We start from the raw sequence: 23,259 nt of genomic DNA on the forward strand, positions 1-23,259 counted from the left end.
GTGCTCGGCGTGCTCGGTGTGCTCGGTGTGCTCGGCGTGCTCGGCGTGCTCGGCGTGCTCGGCGTGCTCGGCGTGCTCGGTGAGAGGCTCCCCGTCGCGTGCCGGGTCCAGCCGCCCACCGTCCGGCCGTCCTCGCCGGGGCGCGAGTACACGTCCAGGGTGCGGTGTCCCGTCTCGTGCGCCGCACCGACCACGATCCGCACCTGCACGTCGCCCGAGCGTGGCAGGACCAGGGGCACTTCCAGGGACAGTTCCTCGATCGCGGCACACCCGACGAAGTCGCCCACCGACAGCGCCAGGTCCAGGTAGGCCGTCGCCGGTACGACGACCGTGCCGAACACGCAGTGGTCGGCCAGCCAGTCGTGGGTCCGCAGGGACCACCGGTCGGTGAACACCACCTCGTCGGTGCCGGGGTGGTCCACCACAGCCCCCAGCAACGGATGTCCCGGAGCCGAGAGGCCGGCGGAGGCCACGTCCGCCCCGGCCGTCCCGGCCAGGAAGTCCAGCCAGTACCGCTGCCGTTGGAACGCGTACGTCGGAAGGTCCACCCGTCGGCGCGTCCCGAACAGGGCATCCCAGTCCACCTCACCGCCCCGGACGTGGAGTTGGGCCAGGCAGCCGACGAGCGCCTCCACCGCCCCGCGGTCCCGCCGCGACGACGACAGGACCACCGCGTCCTCCACACCCTCGCCGGCGAAGGCCTCCTTGGTGATGCTCGCGAGCGTCGAACCCGGCCCCACGTCGAGGAAGACGTCCGCCCCGGCCGCGCGAGCGCACTCCACCGCGTCGAAGAAGCGCACGGGCTCCCGGACGTGGTCCACCCAGTGCGCGACGGACGTCAACTCCTGGAGCGTGGCCGCGCGGCCCAGCAGGGACGAGACGACCGGGATCGACATCTCACCCGCGGAGAGCGTTCCGACCGATGCCGCGAACTCGTCCAGGATCGGGTCCATGAGCGGGGAGTGGAACGCGTGGTCGACCTCCAGCAGCTTCGCCGACCTGCCGTCGGCGACGAGGCGTTCCCGGAGTTCGTGGACCTGGTCGCGGATGCCCGACACGACGACCGACTCCGGGCCGTTGACCGCGGCGACGCCGACACGGTCGTAGCGGCCGAGCAGAGCGCTCACCTCGTCCTCCGAGGCGCGTACCGCCAGCATGGCGCCCCGCTCGTGGACCGTCTGCATGACGCGTCCGCGAGCGGCCACGAGCCTTGTCGCGCTGTCCAGGTCGAGGGCGCCGGACACGTGGGCGGCGGCGATCTCGCCGACCGAGTGACCGATCAGGTGGTCCGGTTGCCTGCAGTACCGCGCCATGAGCCGGTACAGGCCGACCTGCAGAACGAACAGCGCCGGCTGCGCGATGTCCGTTCGGTCGGCCCGGCGTTCCCCGGTCTCCCCGGAGAGCAGCACGGGCTTCAGGGCGAACGGGAGGAGCGCGTCGAAGCGTTCGCAGATCTCGTCGAGGCTCCGCGCGAAGACCGGGAAGGCGTCGTACAGCTGCCGCGCCACACCGGCCCACCGCGACCCCTGGCCCGGGAACATGAACACGACACCGCCGAGGTCCCCGGCGACACCGCGCACCACCCCGGCGGACTCCGCGCCGTCGCCGAGCGCCGCCAGACCGCTCAGCAACTCGTCCCGGCCCCGGCCCAGCACCACCGCACGGTGCTCGAACCGGGCCCGGCCCGACACCAACGACCAGCCGACGTCGACGACATCCAGATCCGCATCGGCGGCGGCGAACTCACGCAGTTTCGCCGCCTGCGCACGCAGCGCCCCCGCCGACCGCGCCGACACCACCCACGGCACCGGAGCGAGGGCCGCGCCCGGCACGTGCTCCGCGGCGTCGGACACCGCCTCTTCCGGGGGCGCCTCCTCCAGGATGAGGTGTGCGTTGGTGCCGCTGGCCCCGAAGGCGGACACCCCCGCCCGCCGGGGTCGTCCCGGGGTGCTCGGCCACTGCACGGCCCCGGTGAGCAGCTCCACCGCCCCTGCCGACCAGTCCACATGCCTGGACGGGCGGTCCACGTGCAACGTCTTGGGCATCGTCCTGTGACGCATCGCCATGATCATCTTGATGATGCCGCCGACGCCCGCAGCCGCCTGCGCATGGCCGATGTTCGACTTCAACGACCCGATCCACAGGGGCCGGTCGGGATCCCGCTCCTGCCCGTAGGTGGCGAGCACCGCCTGCGCCTCGATCGGATCGCCCAGTTTCGTACCGGTCCCATGGGCCTCCACCACGTCCACATCGCTCGCCCGCAGGCGGGAGTTGGCCAACGCCGCCCGGATCACCCGCTGCTGAGCCGGTCCGTTCGGCGCGGTCAGCCCGTTGGACGCCCCGTCCTGGTTGACCGCCGAGCCCCGGATCACCGCCCAGATCCGGCGCCCGTTGCGCCGGGCGTCCGACAGCCGCTCCAGGACCAGGACGCCGACGCCCTCCGAGAAGCCCGCGCCGTCCGCCGCGTCGGCGAACGCCTTGCACCGGCCGTCCGCCGCCAGGCCCCGCTGCCGCGACATCTCCCGGAACACCTGCGTCGTCGCCATGACGGTGACGCCCCCCGCCAGGGCAAGCCCGCACTCGCCCTGCCGCAGCGACTGCACCGCCTGGTGCACCGCCACCAACGACGACGAGCACGCGGTGTCGGTCGACACCGCCGGGCCCTCCAGGCCCAGCGCGTACGCCACGCGACCGGATGCCACGCTCAGCAGGGAACCGGTCTGCCCGTAGCCCGAGATGGCCTCGGGGGTGACGTGGTGGTTCCCGTATCCGAAGTAGGCCAGACCGGCGAAGACGCCGGTGTCGCTGCCGCGCAGGCTCCGCGGGTCGATCGCGGCTCGCTCCAGGGACTCCCACGAGGTCTCGAGCAGCAGCCGCTGCTGCGGGTCGGCGGCCAGCGCCTCACGCGGGTTGATCTGGAAGAACTCGGCGTCGAAGTCGCCCGCGTCGCGCAGGAACCCACCGGATCGCGTGTAACAGGTACCCGGCCGATCCGGGTCCGGGTCGTACAGCGCCTCCAGGTCCCAGTTGCGGTCGTCCGGGAAGTCCGACACCGCGTCCCCGCCCGCCTGCACCAGCTCCCACAGGGCCTCCGGGGACGCCACCCCGCCCGGGAAGCGGCAGGCGACACCCACCACCGCGACGGGCTCGGCGGCGGCCTCCGTCAGCTCCCGCAGCCGTCGGCGTGTCTCGACCAGCTCGATCGACGTCCGCTTGAGGTAGTCGAGAACATCGGCGTCGTTGTCGTTCGTCATCGCTCTCCCCTAGCCGAGCTCTTCGTCCAGCAGCGAGAGAAGTTCTCCAGCTGATGCCGCACTGATCCGGTCGACGATGCCGCCCGGTGATTCATGGCCCGTCATCGAACGGACTCGGCCCTGCAGGTCGCCCAGGAGCGTGGAGATGGTGGCCCTGTCGTCGTCCGCGAGGCCGAGGAACGCGTCCTCCAGCCGGGCGCCCAGTCCTTCGATCTCCTTGGCGAGGCGCTCCGCCGGGGATTGCGCGTCGGTACCGGAGTCGGGCGTGATACCCGCGTTCAGGAACTCGGCGAGGGCGCTCGGGTTCGGGTAGTCGAACGCGAGCGTGGCGGGCAGCTTCAGCCCGGTGACCTCCGCCAGCTTGTTGCGCAGCTCCAGCGCCATGAGCGAATCGATGCCCAGATCCTTGAACGCGACAGCGGGACCGACCTGCCCGGTGTCGGGGTGGCCGAGGACGATCGCGGTCTGCGCCCGGACGGCGTCGAGCAGCACCGCCTCCGCGTCGGCCCGCGGCAGCGACCTGACCTGCCGCGCGAATCCTGCCTCGGTGACCTCCCGCGTCCCGGGGCCGCCAGGTGCGGCAGGGGTCCCGGTCAGACCGCGCAGCAGCGGTGAACCCGCCTGGCCGGCACTCGGTGCGCCCAGTGCCGCGAGGTTCAGCCGTGCGGGCACCAGCACCGGCTCCTCCCGGGCGATCGCCGCGTCGAAGAGCGCGAGCCCTTCCTGCGACGACATCGGCTGCACGCCCTGCCGTCGCAGACGCACGATGTCCGCCGCGCCGAGGCCGGCGCCCATCTCACCGCGTTCCGCCCAGTAGCCCCAGCACAGCGAGCCGGCCGCCAGCCCCTGGGCGCGGCGGGCCTCCGCGAGGCCGTTGAGGAACGCGTTGGCCGCCGCGTAGTTGGCCTGCCCCGCCGTCCCGAGCAGACTCGCGATCGAGGAGAACAGGACGAACGCGGCCAGGTCCAGGTGCCGGGTCAGCTCGTGCAGGTACCAGGCACCGCGCGCCTTCGGTGCCAGGACCGAGTCCACGCGGTCCTCGGTCAACGCCTCGACGACCCCGTCGTCCAGTACGGCCGCGCAGTGGATCACCGCCGTCAGCGGGTGCTCGTCGGGCACCGCGGCGATCAGCTCGGCGACGGACTCACGGCTCGTGACGTCGCAGGCCACGATGTCGACCCGTGCTCCCGCCGCGGTCAGTTCCTTCCGCAGCCCCGGCGCCGCCGGAGCCGCCGGCCCTCGTCTGCCGGCCAGCACCAGTCGGCGTACCCCGTGCCGCTCCACGAGGTGGCGGGCCAGCATCGCCCCCAAGCCGCTCGTACCTCCCGTGATCAGCACCGTCCCGGAGCCCAGCGCGGGAACGCCCTCGGTGCGCCCGGGGGACGCGCCGGCGGACGGGCCGTGGGCGCGTGCCAGTCGTGGGGTGGTCACGATGCCGGCGCGGATCTTGAGCTGGGGTTCTCCGGTGTCGGCCGCCGTCGGGACGAGGGCCCAGGAGCCGGGCCGGTCGTCCGTGTCCACGAGCGTGAACCGGCCCGGGTTCTCGGTCTGCGCGGTGCGCAGGAATCCCCAGATCGCGGCCGCCGCGGGGTCGGTGCGGGGAACCTGGTCGTCATGGATCGCCTCCCGCGTCACGAAGACCAGGCGTGAGTCGGAGAACCGGTCGTCGGAGAGCCAGTCCCGCGTCCACCGCAGCACACGGTGGAGGTTCCGCTCGGCGACGGCCGGTGGGTCTTCGGCGTCCGCGCCCGCGCGGTCGACGCGGGCGATGACGACAGGGGGTATCCCCGCATCCGAGGCGGCGAGTGCCTGGAGGTCGGCGAAGACCTCCGCGCTCCGTCCCGGAGCTGCGGTGACCGCTTGGGACGCGGTGGCCGCGTCGGGTGCGGTGACCGCGTCCGCTGCTCCCAGCAGGGCGTACCGGCCTGTGGCCTGCCCGGAGGGGACCGACAGGGGCACCCAGTCCACGCGGAACAGCGAGTCCCGGTGGTCGAAGCCCAACTCGGTCAGCTTCTCGATGTCCACGGGCCGCAGGGTGAGCGACTCGACGCCGCCCACAGGTGCACCGTTCTGATCCGCGACGGTCACGGAGAGGGCGTTCTCCCCGGCGGGCGCGAGACGCACGCGCAGCGCGGTCGGCTCGGCGTCGCGCACGCGGATCCCCGTCCAGCGGAACGGCAGCCAGCCTTCGGGTCGGGTGTTGTCGACGAGCGGTCCCAGACCGATCGGGAGCAAGGCCGCGTGGAGCAGGGCCGGGTGGATCCGGAACCGGCCGGGGTCCGCGCCCTCGGGCACCGGCGGTTCCACCTCCGCGAACAGGACGTCGTCGAGGCGCCACACGCCCTTCAGGCCGCGGAACCGGGGCCCGTGGCCGAACCCGAGGGCGGCCAATCTGGCGTACTCGTCCTCGAAGGGCACGCCGACCGCACCCGCGGGGGGCCATACGACCAGGTCGTCCGGCCGACGGATTCCTCCGGCGTCGGACCCGACGGCCCCGACGGCGTTCCGCGTCCACCCGAGTTCGCCCTCGCCCCGTGAGTGCACGCTGACCGCACGCCTGCCGTCGATCACGACACGGATCTCGCGGTCAGCCGTTCGGGACAGCACCAGCGGTGTCTCCAGCGTGAGTTCCTCGACGACGTCACACCCGACCCTGCTCGCCGCCCACACCGCCATCTCCACCAACACCGTGGCCGGCACCACCACGGCGCCGTGGACCACCTGGTCGGTGAGCCACGGGTGGCGCCGCGCCGACAGGCGCCCGCTGCCCACGACTCCACCGCGCTCTCCGTCGCCGGGCACATCGATCACGGCATCGAGCAGCGGGTGGTCCGACGTGCTTCGGGCGGTGCTCCCGGCGGTGGTCTCCTCGGGGGTGTCGAGCCAGTAGCGCTGCCGCTGGAAGGCGTACGTGGGCAACTCGACCCACCGGCCGTCCCCGCCCGGCAGGGCCGCCTCCCACCTCACCGCGACGCCCGCCACGAAGGCCTCGGCAGCCGACCGGTACAACCGTGCCGGCCCGCCGTCACCGCGGCGGAGCGAACCCACCACCACCCTGGCGGCACCGGGGGTGGTGTCGAGCATCTCCTGGATGTTGACCGTGAGCAGGGGGTGCGGGCTGACCTCGATGAACGCGCCGTGCTGCCGGTCGAGGAGACTCCGCATGGCGGCTTCGAACCGGACCGGTTCCCGCATGTTGCGGAACCAGTAGGCCGCGTCCAGCTCCGCGGTGTCGATCAGCCCGCCGGTCACCGTCGAGTAGAAGGCCACCGGCGAGGAGACGGGGGTGATCCCGCCCAGTTCGTCCCGGAGCGTCCTCGAACCGGTCCATCAGGGGGGAGTGCCCGGGGACGCTCGCCGGGATCCACCGCGCGCGAACGCCCTCGGCCTCACACGCCGCGACCAGCTCCCTGACCGCCGAGGCCTCACCCGAGACCGTCGTCGAGTACGGTCCGTTGACCGCGGCGATCACGGCCCGGGATCCCGTCCGCTCCAGCAGGTCCCGCACCCGGCCTTCGGTCGCCACGATCCCGGCCATGCCGCCGTCCTGGCCGGCCGTGGCCAGCAGCCGGGAGCGCAGGGCGACGATCCTCGCCGCGTCCGGCAGCGTCAGGGCGCCCCCGACGCAGGCCGCGGCGATCTCACCCTGGGAGTGACCGATCACGGCGTCCGGGGTCACCCCCAGCGAACCCCACACCCGCGCCAGCGACACCATCACCGCGAACAGCACGGGCTGGACGACGTCGATCCGATCCAGGTCCGCCGCCTCCGGCCCCCCGCGCACCGTGTCGATCAACGACCAGGACACCCATGGCTCCAGCGCCTGCGCGCACGCGCGCACCTGATCGGCGAACACCGGGCACGAGTCCCACAACTCGCGTCCCATGCCGACCCATTGACCCCCCTGGCCCGAGAACACGAACACCGTCCTGCCCACCGGCCCCGCGACGCCGGAGACCACACCGGCGGGAGGCCTGCTCCCCTCGGCGACGGCGGTCAGGCCGGCGAGCAGCTCATCCCGGTCGGCGCCGATGACCACGTGGCGGTGTTCGAACAGCGATCGCGTCGACACCAGGGCATGCCCCACCCCCGCGACGGGCAGGTCCGCGTCCGCGGCCACACTGTCGCGCAGCCGCCGCGCCTGCTCCCGCAACGCCTGGGCGGACCGCGCAGACAGCACCCACGGCACCGCCCCGGGGACACCGGTGGACAGCCGTCCGGCCGCCGGGTCGACGGCCGCACGGGCCAGGGCGTCCTCCGCCTCGGGCGCCTGCTCCAGGACGAGGTGCGCGTTCGTGCCGCTGACCCCGAAGGACGACACGCCCGCGCGCCGGGGCCGCCCCGGTGCACCGGGCCACTCCCTGGCCTCGGTCAGCAGTTCCACCGCACCGGCCGACCAGTCGACGTGCGGGGTGGGACGGTCCACGTGCAGGGTCCTGGGCAGCACTCCGTGCCGCATCGCCATGATCATCTTGATGATCCCGCCGACGCCCGCCGCCGCCTGCGTGTGGCCGATGTTCGACTTCAGCGAGCCCAACCACAGCGGGCTGCCGGGATCCCGGTGCTGCCCGTACGTCGCCAGCAGTGCCTCCGCCTCGATGGGGTCGCCCAGCTTCGTGCCGGTCCCGTGCGCCTCCACCGCGTCCACGTCGCCGAGCGAGAGCCCGGCATCGGCCACGGCTGCTCGGACGACCCGCTGCTGCGCCAGTTCGCTCGGCGCGGTCAGCCCGTTGGACGCCCCGTCCTGGTTGACCGCCGAGCCCCGGATCACGGCCAGGATCCGGCGCCCGTTGCGCCGCGCGTCCGTCAACCGCTCAAGGACCAGTACGCCCGCGCCCTCGCCCCAGCCGGTCCCGTCGGCCGCCTCCGCGAACGACTTGCACCGCCCGTCCGCCGACAGCCCCCGCTGCCGGGCCACCTCGACGAACAGTCCCGGAGTCGGCAGCACCGACACCCCGCCGGCCAGCGCCAGCGCGCACTCGCCGGACCGCAGGGACCGTACGGCCTGGTGGACGGCGACCAGCGACGACGAGCACGCGGTGTCCACCGACACCGCGGGCCCTTCCAGACCCAGCACGTACGCCACCCGGCCCGAGGCCACGCTGGTGTACGTCCCCGCGATCCCGAAGCCCTCCACCTCGCCGGCCGCCCCGCCGCCCATCCGGGGGCCGTAGTCGACCGCGTAGATCCCGGTGAACACCCCGGTCGCCGAACCCCGTAACCCGACCGGGTCGATGCCGGCCCGTTCCAGCGCCTCCCACGACGTCTCCAGCATCAGCCGCTGCTGCGGATCCATCGCCAGCGCCTCTCGCGGGCTGATGCCGAAGAACGGCGCGTCGAACTCCGCGAGATCATGCAGGAAGCCGCCCGAGCGTGTGTACGTCTTCCCGTGCGCCTCGGGATCAGGGTCGTACAGGGCCTCCACGTCCCACCCGCGGTCCAGGGGGAAGCCGCCCATCGCGTCCACACCGCCGGACACCACGCTCCACAGTCCTTCGGGGGACGACGCCCCACCCGGGAAGCGACACCCCATACCCACGACCGCGACGGGCTCGCGAGCCGACTCCTCCAGTTCGTGCACCCGCCGGCGCAGGCTCTGCGCGTCGCCGACGGCGCGCTGCAAATAGGACCGGAGCTTGTCGACGTCCTCCACCAGGGCCTCCCCGAACTGTTGCTTGGACGAACAGGTGGTGCTACATGTAGCCGCGCTCGATCAACTCGTACAATTCGTCATCACTGCGACTTTCCGCGGCCGTTTCCGCCACCGGCTCCGGGGCGGCGTGCTCCTGCGGCCCCACGAGGGAGAAGAGGTGGCGGCCGAGCTTCTGCGGCGTGGGGTACGTGAACGCGACGGTGGCCGAAAGCCGCACACCGGCGGCCGCGGTGAGCCGGTTGCGCAGCCGCACAGCCATCGAGGAGTCGAACCCGAGGTCCTTGAAGGTGTCGGCCGACCGTGCCGCGAGGTCAGGGCCCGTCAGACCCGGGCTCTTCCTGCTCAGCACCGCCGCCGTCTCGGCGCACACGAGCCGCAGGACCGAGGATTCCGAGTCCAGGTCCGCTGCCCCGCCGTCGGCGACGGCGGGCCGGTGCGGGCCCTGTTCGGCCGTATCCGCAGGGAAGTCCGTGCCGGCGTCGTCGGGTGCCGTGAGCCAGTAGCGCCGCCGTTGGAACGGATAGGTGGGCAGGTCGATCCGGCGCGGCCGTCCGGCGGCGAACAGCGCCTCCCAGTCCACCGGTACACCGCGCACGTGCAGCTCGGCCGACGACTCCAGGACCCTGCTCATGCTTCCGTCGTCCTTGTGCAGGGTGCCCACCACCACCGGCGAGGCCGCCAGCGCGTCGGCGGTCTCCGCCATCGCCACCCCGAGCACCGGATGCGGACTGACTTCCACGAACACACCACCGCGGGCACGCATCAGGTGCTCGACGACCTCGCCGAAACGCACCGTCGAACTCAGATTGTCGTACCAGTACGAGCCGTCGAGCACGTGTGTGTCGAGCGGTCCCCCGGTCACCGTGGAGTGGAACTCCACCGCCGACCTCCTCGGCGTGAGGCCCGAGGTGGCCGCGAGCAGACGAGCACGGATGCGTTCGACGTGGTGGGAGTGCGACGCGTAGTCCACCTTGACCCGTCTCACCCGGACACCGTCCTCGACCGCCGTCGCGGCGAACCGGTCCAGCGCCTCGTCGTCCCCCGAGACCACCACGGACGAGGGCCCGTTGACCGCGGCCATGGAGAGCCGCCCGGACCACTGCCGCAACCGGTCCCGAACCCATGCGGGAGACGCGGACACCGCACTCATCCCGCCCGAGCCGGCCAGATCGGTCAGGGCCCGGCTGCGCACGGCGACGACCCTCGCCGCGTCCTCGAGCGAGAGCGCACCGGACACGTACGCCGCGGCGATCTCGCCCTGCGAATGCCCCACCACGGCGTCGGGGACTACGCCCAGCGACCGCCACACCCGCGCCAGGGACACCATCACCGCGAACAGCACCGGCTGCACCACATCCACCCGGTCCAGCGACGCGGCCGACTCCGCACCGGTCACCACGTCCACCGGTGACCAGTCCACCCACGGCTCCAACGCCTTCGCACACGCGTCGATCGCGCGCGCGAAAGACCTCCGACTCCGCGTACAGCTGCCTGCCCATGCCCAGCCACTGCGACCCCTGGCCGGGGAACACGAAGACGACCGGGCCCACCGGCCCCGCGGCCACCCCGCGAACCGCCCGCTCCGCGTCACCGCCCGCCGCCACCAGGTCGAGACCGGCCAGCAACTCCGCACGGCCACCGCTCAGCACCACCGCCCGGTGCTCGAACAACGACCGCGTCGACATCAGCGAGTACCCCACATCGGCCGCCGACAGCGACGCGTCCGCGGCCACGACATCCCGCAACCGTGCCGCCTGCTCCCGCAGGGCCGGCTCCGACCGTGCCGACAGCACCGCAGGCAGTAGCGCGGACCCACCCGCGGAGGTCGGGTCGCCGCCGTCGGCGGGAGGTTGCTGCCGCTCCCGCGGTGCCTGTTCGAGGATCACGTGCGCGTTGGTGCCGCCCATGCCGAACGCCGACACCCCTGCCCGGCGCGGCCGGCCGGGCGTGCTAGGCCAGGGCCGCGCGGCGCGCAGGACCTCGAAGTCCTCGTGGAAGTCGGGGACGGCCGGGTTCGGCGACCGGAAGTTCAGGCTCGGAACCAGGTGGCCGCGATCCAGGCAGAGCGCGGCCTTCACGAAGCCGACGACTCCCGCGGCCGGTTCCAGGTGCCCGACATTCGTCTTCACCGAGCCGATCACCAGCGGGCGGCTCCGGCCGGTTTCCCGGAACACCTCGCGCAGGCCGGACAGTTCGGCCGGATCGCCGAGTCGGGTGCCGGTGCCGTGGGCCTCGACGTAGTCGACGCCGTCGAACGGAACAGCCGCGCGTTCGAGAGCGGACAGCACCGTCGCCGCCTGTGCGGTGGGGCTGGGATCCGGCATCCGGCTGGTCGCGCCACCACTGCCGACTCCCCAGCCGCGCACCACCGCGTAGATGTGGTCGCCGTCGGCGACGGCGAGGTCGAGCCGCTTCAGCAGGACGAACGCACCGCCCTCTCCCCGGACGAACCCGTTGGCCCGTTCGTCGAAGGTGAAGCAGCGGCCGTCGGGCGACAGGGCGCCCAGATTGGCCAGGCCGAGTCCTTGTTCCGGGTCGACGATCAGTTCCACGCCGCCCGCGATCGCCATGTCGACGGCGCCGCTGCGGATGCGGTCGCACGTCAGCGCCAACGACACGAGCGAGGAGGACTGGCCCGAGTCCGCGCAGAGACTCATGCCGCGGACGTCGAACAGGCTCGAGATCCGGTTCGCGATCAACGCACCGCTCGATCCGAGCGCGGCGTAGTGGTCGTCCCGGTCGCTGCCGGACAGCTTGCGCAGCAGTTCGTACCCGGAGGGCGCGGCGCCGACCACGACGTCGACCTCACGGCCCGCGAGGGCGGTCGCCGGTATCCGGGCGTCCTCCACGGCCTCCCAGGCCAGCTCCAGCCCCAGCCGCTGCACGGGGTCCATGGCGGCCGCCTCCGCCGGACCCGTGCCGAAGAACGCGGCGTCGAAGGCGTCGATGGAGTCGAAGAACGAACCCGAGTTCAGGGTGGCGGCGTCCGGGTGGGACGGGTGGCTCGAGTCGGCCGCCCGCTGCCCGGGAAACTTCCCGACGGTCGACTTCCCGTCGAGCAGCAGGCGCCAGAACTCCCCCACGTCGTGCACACCGGGGAAGCGGCACGACATCCCGATGACGGCGATGTCGGTGGCTGCGGCACTCATACGAATCCCTTTCGGTTCCCTCGGCGTACCGCACTCGGGGGCTGCACCGCCGTCACCGCCAAGAGGTCAGCGACTTCCGCAGCCCGTCCGGCGCGTGCATGAAGTCGTAGCGGCCGCCGTCGACGACTCGGATGTCGACCGCGTCCGAGTACTGGCGCCATCCCTCGAGCTGGTCGAGGCTCACGTCGGGGTCCTCCCGCCAGTGCAGGACGACGATGGGGCACGACACCACGACCGGCTCCGCCCGCCGGTATCTGCCCGCGGCGGCGTGATCACGGAGCAGCAGGGCCATGCCCATGTCGATCATGTCCGACCGCGGCTCGATCCCCCGGCCGCGGAGGAAGGACTCCAGCCCGGCGCGCAGTTCGGACTCGCTCATGGTGAGCATCGGGTCGCCCGAGGCGTGGTGCGGTGCCGGCTGGCCCGACACCAGGAGGCAGTCCGGCTGGGGCAGCCCCCGTTCGGCGAGCAGCACCACCGTCTCGAACGCGGGCAGCGCACCCGCGCAGTGCCCGAAGAACGCGAACGGCCGGTCGAGCAGCGGCATCAGCGGCGGGACCAGGCCGGCGGCGAGGTCCTCGTAGGTGCCGTAGTGGGGTTCGGCCATCCGGTTCTCACGTCCGGGGAACTGCACCGGGCAGACTTCGACGCCGTCGATCGCGGCCGGCCAGGCGCTGAAGGCCGAGGCCCCGGACCCGGAGAAGGGGAAGCAGAAGATCCGGGCGGGGTGACCGGTGGACGGCGGCCGGACGAACCACGGCGACGTGGCGGTGGTGGAGCCGGATGTCATGGCGTCTTTCGTTTCTGGGCGACGATGGGGAGGTGGGTCAGCCCGGCGATGAAGTACGACCGCAGGTGCTGCGGTTCGCCGGCGAGGTCGATCGACCCGAACCGCCGGGTCAGCTCCTCGAAGAAGATGCGCAGGGTCATCCGGGCCAGCGGGGCCCCGACACAGAAGTGCGATCCGAACCCGAACGCGACCTGACGCTTGGCGCCGCTGCGCGTGATGTCGAACTGGTGGGGGTCGGGGAACCGGGACTCGTCCCGGTTGGCCGACCCGATCCAGGCGACGACCGCCCCACGGGCCGGGATGGTGCCCCCGGCGATCCGGACGTCGTCCACCGCGTACCGCATGAAGTTACAGGCGGCCGATGTCCAGCGCAGTCCCTCCTCGACCAGGTTCGGGACGAGCGAGGGGTCGGCCTGCGCCTTCTCGAACTGCTCCGGCCGCTCGATGAGCGCCTGCACCGTGCCCGAGACGGTGTGCGGCGTCGTCACGTTGGCGCCCAGCAGGATGCTGTAGCCGTCGAGGGCGATCTCCTCGTCGGTCAGCGGCGCGTCGTCCACCCGGACGCTCATGAGGTGGTCGAGCAGGCTTCCGTCCTCGTCTCCGGCCGACCGCCGCCGTTTCACCCACTCGGTGACGTAGGTGACCAGCTCGTGGTGGGCGATGGCCAGCGTCGCGGCTTCGCTGCCGTGCTGGAAGTGCGGGTCCGAGGGCGCCGTCACCATCGCGGTCAGTTGCACGAGTTCGTCCCAGTCCCGCTCCGGGATGCCCAGCAGCGGGCCCGTGACGATCGCCGGGAGGAGCAGTGCGTGCTCGGCCAGGTCGAAGGTGTCACCGTCGAGCGCCGGTTCGAGGAAGCGCACGACCGCCTGCCGGATGCGGTCCTCCCAGGAGGCCACCGCCCGCGCGGTGAGCCTGGCGCCGATCGCCCTGCGGACCTGGGTGTGCCGCGGCGGGTCCGTGGATGTCAGCAGCTTGCCGGCCGCGACGTCGTCCACCCCGAGGTGGGTGACCACGGTGCCGCGCTCGGAGGTGAACTCACGGTGGTCGCCGAGGACGCGGCAGACGTCGTCGTAGCGGGTCACCGACCAGAACTCGCGGCCGTCCGGCAGTACCTGGTGGTGCAGAGGCGCCTTCGCCCGCATCACGTCCCAGATCGGGTGCGGATCGCCCGAGGTGTAGAGATCCAGGTCGAACAGGTCGACACGGTCGAGGTCGATGTCGTGTGCGGCACCCGGCGTCAACCTCACGTCCCCGTCCTCCCCTGCTCGATCAGTTCGGCGACCCGGGCCGGGGTCTGCGCCAGGTAGAAGGCGCGCACGGAAAGCCGGACACCGTAGTCCTGGGACACCCGGTCAATGATCTTGATGCCGATCAGCGAATTGCCGCCGAGCGCGAAGAAGTCGTCGTCCGGCCCGACGTCGCAACCGTGAAGGTGTTCCGCCCACAGCGCCGATATCCCCCGCACGAGTGCCGCGGGCGCGCTCGAAGGCGCGGCCTGCCGGTCTGACGCCTCGTCCTGTCCGCCTCGCTGGTGGACCTGCGGCGACGATTCCATTGCCAGCCTTTCCTTCCTGACGGCCACTGGGTCCTTTCCGTTGTCCCGCCGCGGGACAAGCCATTTCGAGAATGACCGGAACGACTGTCTCGTCTTTTTCTCGGATACGAGACGACGCTGAAGCTCGACTGCGGATATGCGCACCCCAGGAGTCATCGCGACGCCAAGGTAAATGGCCGGGGAAAGCCCGTGCAAGAGATGACGGTGCGGTCGCCCGCCGGGCACCGATTGTCCCGCCGACAGGACAGTGACGAGGCCCCGCTCGGAGGCGTCCACCGACACCGCCAGGCGGTGCGCCGACCCGGCTCCGACCGCCGGGGACGCGCCGGCGGACGCGTGCGCACACCTGTGTCGAGCGGCCCGAGGGCCACGGGACCGGACCGGCCGGAAGAAGCGGGACGACACCGCGCCGACGCTCGCCGCCTTCGTCGTCCACGGCGAATTCCGTGCACGGTCACGTCATTTCCATCGCATCTCCGAAGAGTTATGGTGACGACCGGGATCAACACCCGGAAGCTTCCGGGTGTGTCCGACAATGATGCACTGGAGGGGATTTTCCTTGCTTAAGTCGCGACGGCTTGCGGTGCTGCCCATCGACTCGTACGACCTGGATTCCGAGTTGTCCATCGTGGACCGCCACGAGTACGGAGGCGAATATGACACCTTCACCTTCGGGTCCTGGTCGTCCCATGTGCTGGCCAACGGCAGCGGCGCCGATTCCGACACCGCGTTCCGTCCCCATGACGGCCGTCTGACCCTCACTGAACTGGGAAAGCAGCTGCCGGGCATCATGTCCCTCGTGACCGAGCATTTCCCTCTGGACCGGTTGCAGTGGGTGCGTGTCTTCAGTCTCCGTGACGGAATCATCTCCCCGCACGTGGACTTCCTCGAATTCGCCGAGGCCGGCACCAGGTTGCAGATTCCGTTGCGCACCAGTGAGGAATCGCTCCATTCCGAGAACGACATCGTCTATCACCTCCGCCGCGGTGAGGTGTGGAAGATCCACGCGACGGACCCCCATTCCGCACTCAGCACCGCCGAGACTCCGCGGCTCTCCCTCTGTCTCGACTTCTCGGACGCCGAGGAGCCCATCGCGATCCGCGACGACATTCCCGCGACGGAGCCGGTCCGCATCATGGAACGGCCCGAGATCACCGAGGCGGAACTCGAAGAACTCCTGGCCTCCGGCCGGGACCTGACGCCGGCCACCATGCGGTCCCGGTTCCGTCGCTTCGCCTCACTCCACTTCGAGCGGCGCGCGCATGCCGCGGCGGCGTTCGACTGGTTCGAAGAGGCCGCGCGGCGTACCGGGGACGCCGGGATGGTCGCGAAGGCCCAGGCCTTCCGCGCGTACTGCATCGAGAAGCGGCGCGACGGGGAGTCCTTCGACTGGTGACGGGCCACGGCCGGGCCACCGTGCTCACGAGCCGGTCGGGAGGTGACCTCCCCGCCCCGCGAGGGCGTCGTGACGCCGGCGGCCGTGAGGTTCCGGCGGACAGCGGCCCACGGGCGGCGAGTCGGCCCGGCCTCCCGCGTCGCCACGCGGCCGGCGAGCGGGGAGCCGGGAGCCGGGAGCCGGGAGCCGGGAGCCGGGAGCGGCAAACGGGGAGTGGAGAGCGGAGATTCGTCTCCCCCGGAACTCCTCCGGGTCGCCCGCCCGAACGAACCGCCACACCGTCGGCCGGCCGACGGCCACCGCTGGTGAGCGGTGCGCCATCGGCGGCGCGGCTGCGGTCAGCTCTTGACGGTGCCTTCGCGCAAGCGGTCGATCATGTGCCGAGTCGTCTCGATCGGGCTCTCCTCGGGAAGGTCCCGGGAACTCGGCGAGAGCCCCTCGTTGAGCGCGGCCACCTTGGCGCCCCACTCCTCCTGGCCGGCGAAGGGGATCGTCTCGCCCTCCTGGTAATCGGGGAACGGCCGGTAGCTGTTGAGGTCGTTGGTGTCGGCTCCGCGTACGAGCAGGGGGTCGAGGTAGATCCCTTCGCTGTGGATCCGCGTGGTCGTCGAGATGTAGCCGATGTCGAGACCGCACCGCCGCTTGGCGGAGGTGTTCGCCTCCGAGCAGTGCAGCAGATGGGGATGGTGGATCGAGACGTCGCCCGGCTGGAGTTCGATCTCGACGATTCCCCGCTTGTCCGCCCACTCCCGGACCAGGTTCTCGTCGGAGGCGGAGAACAGCATGTTGTCCTCCTCCGTACGGAGCGACGGTTTGTGCAGGGGCAGTTCGTGGCTTCCGGGGATCATCCGCAGGCAGCCGTTCTCCGTGGTGCTCTCGTCGACGGCCAGCCACACCGTCAGCGCCTCCATCGGACTCAGCGACCAGTACGCGCCGTCCTGGTGCCACAACACGGGCTGTCCGTTGTACGGCGGCTTGCAGATGTAGTGCGCGGTGAAGCAGGCCACATCCGGGCCGAGGAAGAACTCCGCGATGTCCACCAGGCGGCGGTCCGAGACCAGACGTGCCCAGAAGGCGTCGTTGCGGATCAGGGGGTGGTGGAAGTGCTCGGGACGCAGATCCGGGTATTTACGGGTGAGCCAGTCGACATGGGCGCGCGCTTCCTCCAGGAGATCCGGTGGCACGACGTTGCGGATGATGGAGAAGCCCTGCTCGGCGTATTCCGCCGCGGCCCTCTCCAGAACGCCATCGCCGAATGTGTTCATGCGCCAGCTCCTTCTCAGGTGTCAGGTACTGCTTGCCGTGCGGAACGAGTTCGTGGAGCCGCCGCGGCGTACCGTCTGCCAGCTCCTGGAGTTCAGCCCCGGACACGAAGAATTGGTCCAACGAGGATGTCGACGCGGCATCGCCCTGATGCACAGCCGCTGCCGGCCGCGCAGACGGCCGGCGCCCCGGTTCTTTTCCCGGTGGAATTCGCTGCCAGTGGCTCGTCCGCGTGGACGGATCAACGCTTGCGCCCGACAGCGGTCCGCGGGCCGGGTCACGCCGGCCGGTCGCAGCAGCACGCCCCGGGCCTCTTCGCGGTTTCCCCAGCAGTTCAACACTCTGTCCGCCGCACGAAAGAGTGTCAACGTCCCAACGGCCTGTTCAACGCGCGTTCCCAGGCGGCGTGAGATGAGTGGGGCGCCCGGGTTCTCGGCGTCGCGCTGTCCCGCCGACGGGACATATTCGGCAGGCCCCGGAACGCGCCGGACTTCGGTCGCGCTCGACTACACGACACTCTACGGAACTTCGACCGGAGGTCTATTATGAGGGCCGCCTGCGAGGCAGCCTTCGAGTGCCGGTACCGGGCGCTGTTCGACGCGGCCGCCGATGCCGCCTGACTCCTATCTGCCTCTGCGCGGGCCGCGGCGCCACGACAGCCCGCACGGAGCACCGCCCCACATGGCCGACACCAGCTCCGGGCTGCGTTGTCCGGCGGATGAGGATGACGTGACTATGGCCGTACAACCAGCGCCGATCCGACTGAGCCTCACCGATCTGCACGAGTCGGTCGACGATCCCGCGCTCACCTCCATGACGCTGCTCAACGAGCTGGCGGGAAGGTATCCGGAAGCAATATCCTTTTCTGCGGGCCGCCCGTTCGAAGGCTTCTACGACGTCGATGACCTGTCACGCCACCTCACGACGTTCAGAGGTTATCTCGAAGACGAAATAGGTCTTCCCATGGAGCAGGTGCGGCGCACGTTTTTCCAGTACGGCCGCACAAAGGGCTTCATCCACGAACTCATAGCCCGCCAACTCGAGGTCGACGAAGGCCTGACGGTCGACCCGGAGAGCATCGTGGTGACCACCGGCTGCCAGGAGGCCATGGTGCTCCTGCTGCGTGCGCTCGTCCGGGACGAGCGCGACGTCATCCTGGCCGCGACGCCCAACTACGTCGGATTCATCGGCGCGGCACGGGTGGCCGGCGCCCCCCTGCGGTCCGTCCGGGAGGACGAGGGCGGCATCGATCTGGAGGACCTGGAGCGGCAGATAGCGGCGGCACGGCGGGAGGGACTGCGGCCACGCGCCTGCTACGTCGTCCCTGACTTCGCCAACCCGAGCGGCGCCACCATGGCGTTGGCGGACCGGATCGCACTGCTGGAGCTGGCGAGACGGGAGCAGGTTCTCGTCATCGAGGACAACCCCTACTCGGTCTTCTGCGCCGGCGACTCCCGGCTGCCCATGCTCAAGGCCCTGGACGAGCATCGTCAGGTGATCCACCTCGGATCGTTCGCGAAGTCCGCCTTCGCCGGTGCCCGCGTGGGTTACGTCATCGCGGACCAGCCCGTGACGTCGGACGGAGCCTCCTCCGCGGCTCCCGTGCTCCTCGCCGACCACCTCGCCAAGCTGAAGAGCATGGTGACCCTCAACACCTCGACCGTCGCGCAGGCGGTCATCGGCGGGTATCTCATCGAGAACGGGTGCAGTCTCACACGCGCCACCGCGCGCGAGGCCGAGGTCTACCGCCGGAATCTGGCGGCCACCCTGGACAGCCTGAACTCGGTCTTCGCACCGATGCCGGGCATGCCGCACGGCGTCTCGTGGAACGCGCCGACGGGCGGGATGTTCGTCGTCATCACTCTGCCGTTCCCGGCGGACGACGACATGCTCGAGTACTCGGCCTCCAAGTTCGGCGTCCTGTGGACCCCCATGTACCACTTCTACGCGGGCACTTCCGGGTTCCACCAGGCCCGGCTCTCGTTCAGCGTGCTCACTCCCGAGCAGATCACCCTGGGCGTCGAGCGGCTCGGGAAACTCGTCCAGGACCAGCGCGGCAAGCGGCTGATGCCCGGGGCGCCCGACTCCCCGCGATAGGACGCGGGTTCCGCCCCCGTGGCCGACGCCGGCCGCGAGCCCATGGGGGCCGTACGTCGCACGGCCGTGGGTCGGTACCGGGCATGCCACGAACTCGCACGAGGACGGCCCCCCGGACGCGGCGCGTTCGGGGGCAGTCCTCGTGTGTCGCCGGTCAGGTCCTCACAGGCGCACCGGAAGGGCGTCGAGCAGCCGCGCGCCGCCGGGCGTGGCTTCGGTGTACCTCAACTCGTCGCGGCCGACGGTGATCTCCAGGCTGTCGCGCTGGAGCAACAGGTGGTCGAGCGCTATCTCGCCTTCGAGGTTCGCGAGCGCCGCACCGGTGCAGTAGTGCGGGCCCGCGCCGAAGGCGAGGTGGCTCTCCCCGCGCTTGAGCACACGCTCCACGTCGCACCGTTCGGGTTCGGGGAAGACGCGCGGGTCGTGATTGGCGGACAACAGAGAGCCCGTCAGGGCATCGCCCTTGCGGATCGAGACCCCGGCGAACTCCATGTCCTCGGTCGCGTACCGCGGCCCGGCTGCCGGGACGGGGTTCGCGACCCGCATCAACTCGTCGATGGCGTGCGGCAGGGCATCCGGCCTGGCGCGCAGCAGGGCCAGCTGGTCCGGATTGTCGAAGAGGGCGAGAACCGCGTTCGGAATGAAGTGGGACGTGGAGTGGTGCCCGTTGTTCACCACCAGGAGCACCATCGAGATGATCTCGGCCTCGCTGAGCCGGTCCCCGTCCTCGTCGCTCGTCTGCACCAGGGCGGAGATCATGTCGTCCGCGGGCTCGGCCCGGCGTCGCACGATGAGCTTCTTGACGTAGTCGACCATGCCCTGGGCGCTCGTGGCGAGGTCGGCGTCGGCGTCCGCGTAGTCGTTCATCCACTTCCGCACCTGCGGCTGATCGGCCTCGTCGATGCCGATGAGTTCGCAGATGACGGTTCCGGTCAACGGTGAGGAGTAGTCCTCGATGAGGTCGCCCGACCCCTTCTGGGCCAGGGCGTCGAGGAGCCGGGCCGAGATCTCCTCGATGCGGGGCCGCAGCGCCTTGATGCGCCGGACGGTGAACGCCGGCGTCACGAGACGGCGTTGCCGGGCGTGGTCCTGGCCGTCCTTGAGCATCATGTTGGCCGCGACGTAGTCCCGGAACTCGTCCGGCAGGTCGAGGGACGCGACCATCTGGTCCACCACGCTGAACCCTTGGTGGCCCGGCACGTTGCTGTAGTCCACCACGAGCCGCGGGTCGCTCAACGCGGCCTTGATGTCTTCGTTCCGGGTGATCAGCCAGACCGGGGGCCCACCGGGAAACCCGACGCGGACGAGCGGAGACCGCTCCCGCAGGCGCGCGTAGGAGGCGATGGGGTCGTCCGCGAATTCGGGGTTCATCAGGCTGACGATCGGCTCAGTCATAATCGCCGTCTCCTTAACGTCCTTGTCGGACGATCGAAAAGCTCGGTCGGATGCCATGAGGTGTGACGCGGGTTCGTGGCGGCTCGCAGGCTCTCCGGTGCGACGCCCACACGGTGCTCCCGCGCCCAGGGCCTGTCGTTGGATCACGCCGCAGACGCGGGGCCTGGCACGCACACCGCGCTGAACAGCACCGTAGATTTCCTGCAGCCCGATCCGAACGACAGGCCCTAGCGTCCGCGGGCGCATTCCGCCTCGATCACGTCCAGCACCTCCCGGGCGTGATCGACCAGGTACATGTGGTCGCCGGGGAACTCCGCATAACTGAACTCACCCGTGGTGGCCTTGCGCCACTCCTGCGCCTGTTCCGCGGTGGCCAGGCCGTCGGAGCTGCCCCTGATCGAGCAGATCGGCACCGGCACCGGCTCGTCGGTACTCGGCACGTAGTTCTCGTGCATCTCGCAGTCGGCCTGCAGAACGGGGAGGATGAGTTCGCGCATCTCCGGGTGGTCGAGAGCCTCGTGGCGGAACCCGGCGAACTCCTCGACCCGGGCGAGGAACTCCTCGTCGGGGAGCCCCGTCGCGCGCCTCTCGCGCTGTGTCCACGGCCCCGGCGAGCCACTGACGACCAGCCGCTCGACGTGCACGCCGCGCGCGCTCAGCAGATGCGTCAGCTCGTACGCCAGCACAGCGCCGAGGCTGTGCCCGAACAGCACGGCCCGTGTCCCTTCGCCGAGGTCGGCGACGATGTCGTCGACCGAGTTCTCGGCCGCTTCGACGGCATTGCGGTACGGCGTCTCCAGAAGCCGCTTCTCCCTGCCGGGCAGCTCGACCGGGACCACCCGCCACCGGCCGGCGGCCAGGGCCCGCCAGGGGTGGAAGAACGAAGGTCCAGCTCCGGCGAACGGCACGCACACCAGCGCGGTCCGCTGCCGGTCCTCCGCGGACACACCGGGTTCCCTCACCCCGACCAACTCCCCTCGTCGATGTCACGGTGTCCGCTCCGGACACGCCGGGTCCGGCGACAGTCACCGCGCGAGCCGGCGGGCGATGACCCGCATGATCTGGCCTGCCGGCTTGGGCATGTGCAGGTCGTGGTGCGAGGCGTCCACGTCGTGCTCCTCGATGGCACCGAGGACGTGCGGCCGCCAGTCGGGGCCCCAGGACGACACGCCCTCGGTCTTGTCCAGCTTCGCGTTGAAATACAGCAGGTCGCCGCGGTAGACCGGCGATTCGAAGTCGCCCATCTTGTTGAGGTTGTTGGCCCCCACCTTCGACATGGTGTCCAGGAAGCTGTCCATGTTGCCGGTGTTCATGAACTGACCGAAGACCTCCTCGACATCCGCCCGGTACAGCGCCGGCGTCCTGCCGGACACCTGCTTGAACCCGCTCTCCGGACGGTCGGTCGCCGGCTGGGCATCCAGGACGGCCACCAGGTCGACCCGGTGCCCGCGCCGGTCCAGCTCCACCGCGACGGCGTGCGCGAGCGGGCCGCCGTAGGACCAGCCGACCAGGTTGAAGGGCCCCTCCGGCTGGATCTCGAGGATCCGGGCGAGGTAGTCGTCGACCATCTCCGCCACCGACCCGGCCAGCGGGTCCCTGGCGTTGGAGCCACGGGACTGCAGGGCGTAGGCCGGCCGGTCCTGCACGTACGGCACGAACGTGAAGTACGCCCAGCCGAGGCCGCCCCCGCCGTGGAAGAACCACACCGGCGGCTTGCCCGTACCGGGATCCCGGTTCAGCGGCAGCACGACCTCGAACGAGCCGGCGTGGTCGTCGGGGATGCCGCCGATCAGCACGAGCGCGGCCAGCTCGGCCACCGTCGGGTACTGGATGATCGTCCTGAGGGGCATGTCGATCCCGAACTGCTTGCGGATACGTGCGCTGAGCCGGGTGGCCAGCAGCGAGTGCCCGCCGAGCACGAAGAAGTCGTCCTCGATACCGACCCGCTCCAGGCCGAGCAACTCGCTGAAGAGGGCACACAGCTTCTCCTCGTGGGAGTTGCGCGGCTCTCCGCTGCTGACGGTCGTCGTGTGCTCCGACGGCAGCGCCCGCCGGTCGAGTTTGCCGGCCGGGTTCAACGGAATCTCCGAGAGCGGCACCACGGCGGCCGGGACCATGTAGTCCGGAAGTCGGCCACGCAGGTACTCGGGCAGCTCGGCCAGCAGCGGACCGATCGACTTGGCGAGAGCGGGGGCGTTCGCCCGGATCCGCCCGGCCGCACCGCCGGGAACGAACCCTCCGCAGACGGTCCGCCGCTCGGGCAGCAGCACCGCGTCGAAGCTGTGGACGGCCTCGCCCGACCAGGTGACGACCGCTTCGTGACCCTGTCGCCGAGCCCACGCGGCGAGGTCCTCCGGGTCGACCGGCCTGCCGGAGGGGGCCTCGGCACTCAGGACACCGGCCGAGATCGCCGCGGCGGCCTCCTCCACCAGCCGCGCGTTGGGTATCCCGGTCACGCGTACCGGGCCGCCCGCCCGGTCCACACGGCCGCTCAGCCCGGCCAGGTCGGACACCTCCCGGCCCCACGGCACCGCGGGCACCCCGGTCAGGTCGAGCACGTCGGCCGGCTCCTTGTGCAGGACGACCTCGTAGCGGTGCCGGGTCAGCTCGTTGTGCGCCTGGCCCGGCTTCAGCCGGATGTCGACCCCGACGGGGCGGTCCGCCGCCCACTCGGCGAACCACTCCGGGGGCGACCACCAGCTCGCGC

General features: G+C 71.1%; 12 protein-coding genes and 2 pseudogenes. 2 read left to right on the forward strand and 12 right to left on the reverse strand.

Annotated elements, in window-relative coordinates:
• The 8 genes and pseudogenes from BM536_RS37870 to BM536_RS37895 all read right to left on the reverse strand — a co-directional run.
• On the reverse strand, positions 1–3,254 hold a 3,254-nt coding region (locus BM536_RS37870), incomplete at its 3' end, for a type I polyketide synthase (protein ID WP_143651121.1).
• 9 nt (positions 3,255–3,263) lie between these two features.
• Positions 3,264–4,952 (reverse strand): type I polyketide synthase, encoded by a 1,689-nt coding sequence (locus BM536_RS45150; protein ID WP_425444727.1) that lies wholly within the window; start codon positions 4,950–4,952, stop codon positions 3,264–3,266.
• Positions 4,953–5,147: 195 nt separating this feature from the next.
• A pseudogene (locus tag BM536_RS45155) lies at positions 5,148–8,907 on the reverse strand (type I polyketide synthase); the annotation flags it as partial.
• A 40-nt stretch (positions 8,908–8,947) separates the two neighbouring features.
• Positions 8,948–10,327 carry an acyltransferase domain-containing protein gene (locus tag BM536_RS43650; RefSeq protein WP_245874004.1) on the reverse strand — a complete coding sequence of 460 codons (1,380 nt, stop codon included), beginning with the start codon at positions 10,325–10,327 and terminating at the stop codon, positions 8,948–8,950.
• Positions 10,328–10,394: 67 nt separating this feature from the next.
• Positions 10,395–12,056, reverse strand: a pseudogene (locus BM536_RS43655) (beta-ketoacyl synthase N-terminal-like domain-containing protein); the annotation flags it as partial.
• A 52-nt stretch (positions 12,057–12,108) separates the two neighbouring features.
• On the reverse strand, positions 12,109–12,846 hold the full coding sequence (locus BM536_RS37885; protein ID WP_073491949.1) for a thioesterase II family protein: 738 nt from the start codon (positions 12,844–12,846) through the stop codon (positions 12,109–12,111).
• The gene (locus BM536_RS37890) at positions 12,843–14,093 is read right to left on the reverse strand and encodes a cytochrome P450 (RefSeq protein WP_073491948.1); all 1,251 of its coding nucleotides are present in this window, start codon (positions 14,091–14,093) and stop codon (positions 12,843–12,845) included. The genes BM536_RS37885 and BM536_RS37890 overlap by 4 nt, the downstream gene beginning before the upstream one ends.
• Complete coding sequence (locus BM536_RS37895; protein WP_245874005.1) at positions 14,090–14,428, reverse strand: phosphopantetheine-binding protein; 339 nt, start codon at positions 14,426–14,428, stop codon at positions 14,090–14,092. The genes BM536_RS37890 and BM536_RS37895 overlap by 4 nt, the downstream gene beginning before the upstream one ends.
• Before the next feature lie 508 nt (positions 14,429–14,936).
• Between BM536_RS37895 and BM536_RS37900 the strand changes: the two genes are divergently transcribed.
• Positions 14,937–15,797 carry a putative nonproteinogenic amino acid hydroxylase gene (locus BM536_RS37900; protein ID WP_079274923.1) on the forward strand — a complete coding sequence of 287 codons (861 nt, stop codon included), beginning with the start codon at positions 14,937–14,939 and terminating at the stop codon, positions 15,795–15,797.
• A 338-nt stretch (positions 15,798–16,135) separates the two neighbouring features.
• Here the strand turns inward: BM536_RS37900 and BM536_RS37905 are convergent, their stop codons facing one another.
• Entirely contained in the window at positions 16,136–17,062 is a 927-nt protein-coding gene (locus BM536_RS37905; protein ID WP_073491945.1) for a phytanoyl-CoA dioxygenase family protein, read from the reverse strand.
• 733 nt (positions 17,063–17,795) lie between these two features.
• On the opposite strand from BM536_RS37905, the gene BM536_RS37910 reads away from it, so the two are divergent.
• Positions 17,796–19,157 carry an aminotransferase-like domain-containing protein gene (locus BM536_RS37910; protein ID WP_073491944.1) on the forward strand — a complete coding sequence of 454 codons (1,362 nt, stop codon included), beginning with the start codon at positions 17,796–17,798 and terminating at the stop codon, positions 19,155–19,157.
• Between the two features lie 162 nt (positions 19,158–19,319).
• Here BM536_RS37910 and BM536_RS37915 read toward each other — a convergent pair whose 3' ends face one another.
• From BM536_RS37915 to BM536_RS41530, 3 genes are all read right to left on the reverse strand, one after another.
• Complete coding sequence (locus tag BM536_RS37915; RefSeq protein WP_158086590.1) at positions 19,320–20,552, reverse strand: cytochrome P450 family protein; 1,233 nt, start codon at positions 20,550–20,552, stop codon at positions 19,320–19,322.
• A 227-nt stretch (positions 20,553–20,779) separates the two neighbouring features.
• A complete protein-coding gene (locus tag BM536_RS37920; RefSeq protein ID WP_073491943.1) occupies positions 20,780–21,499 on the reverse strand; it encodes a thioesterase II family protein in 720 nt (239 codons plus the stop codon).
• Positions 21,500–21,577: 78 nt separating this feature from the next.
• Complete coding sequence (locus tag BM536_RS41530) at positions 21,578–23,110, reverse strand: alpha/beta fold hydrolase (RefSeq protein WP_245874006.1); 1,533 nt, start codon at positions 23,108–23,110, stop codon at positions 21,578–21,580.
• Positions 23,111–23,259 lie beyond the last annotated feature (149 nt).

It is taken from the genome of Streptomyces phaeoluteigriseus, from assembly GCF_001896135.2.
GTDB lineage: Bacteria > Actinomycetota > Actinomycetes > Streptomycetales > Streptomycetaceae > Streptomyces > Streptomyces phaeoluteigriseus.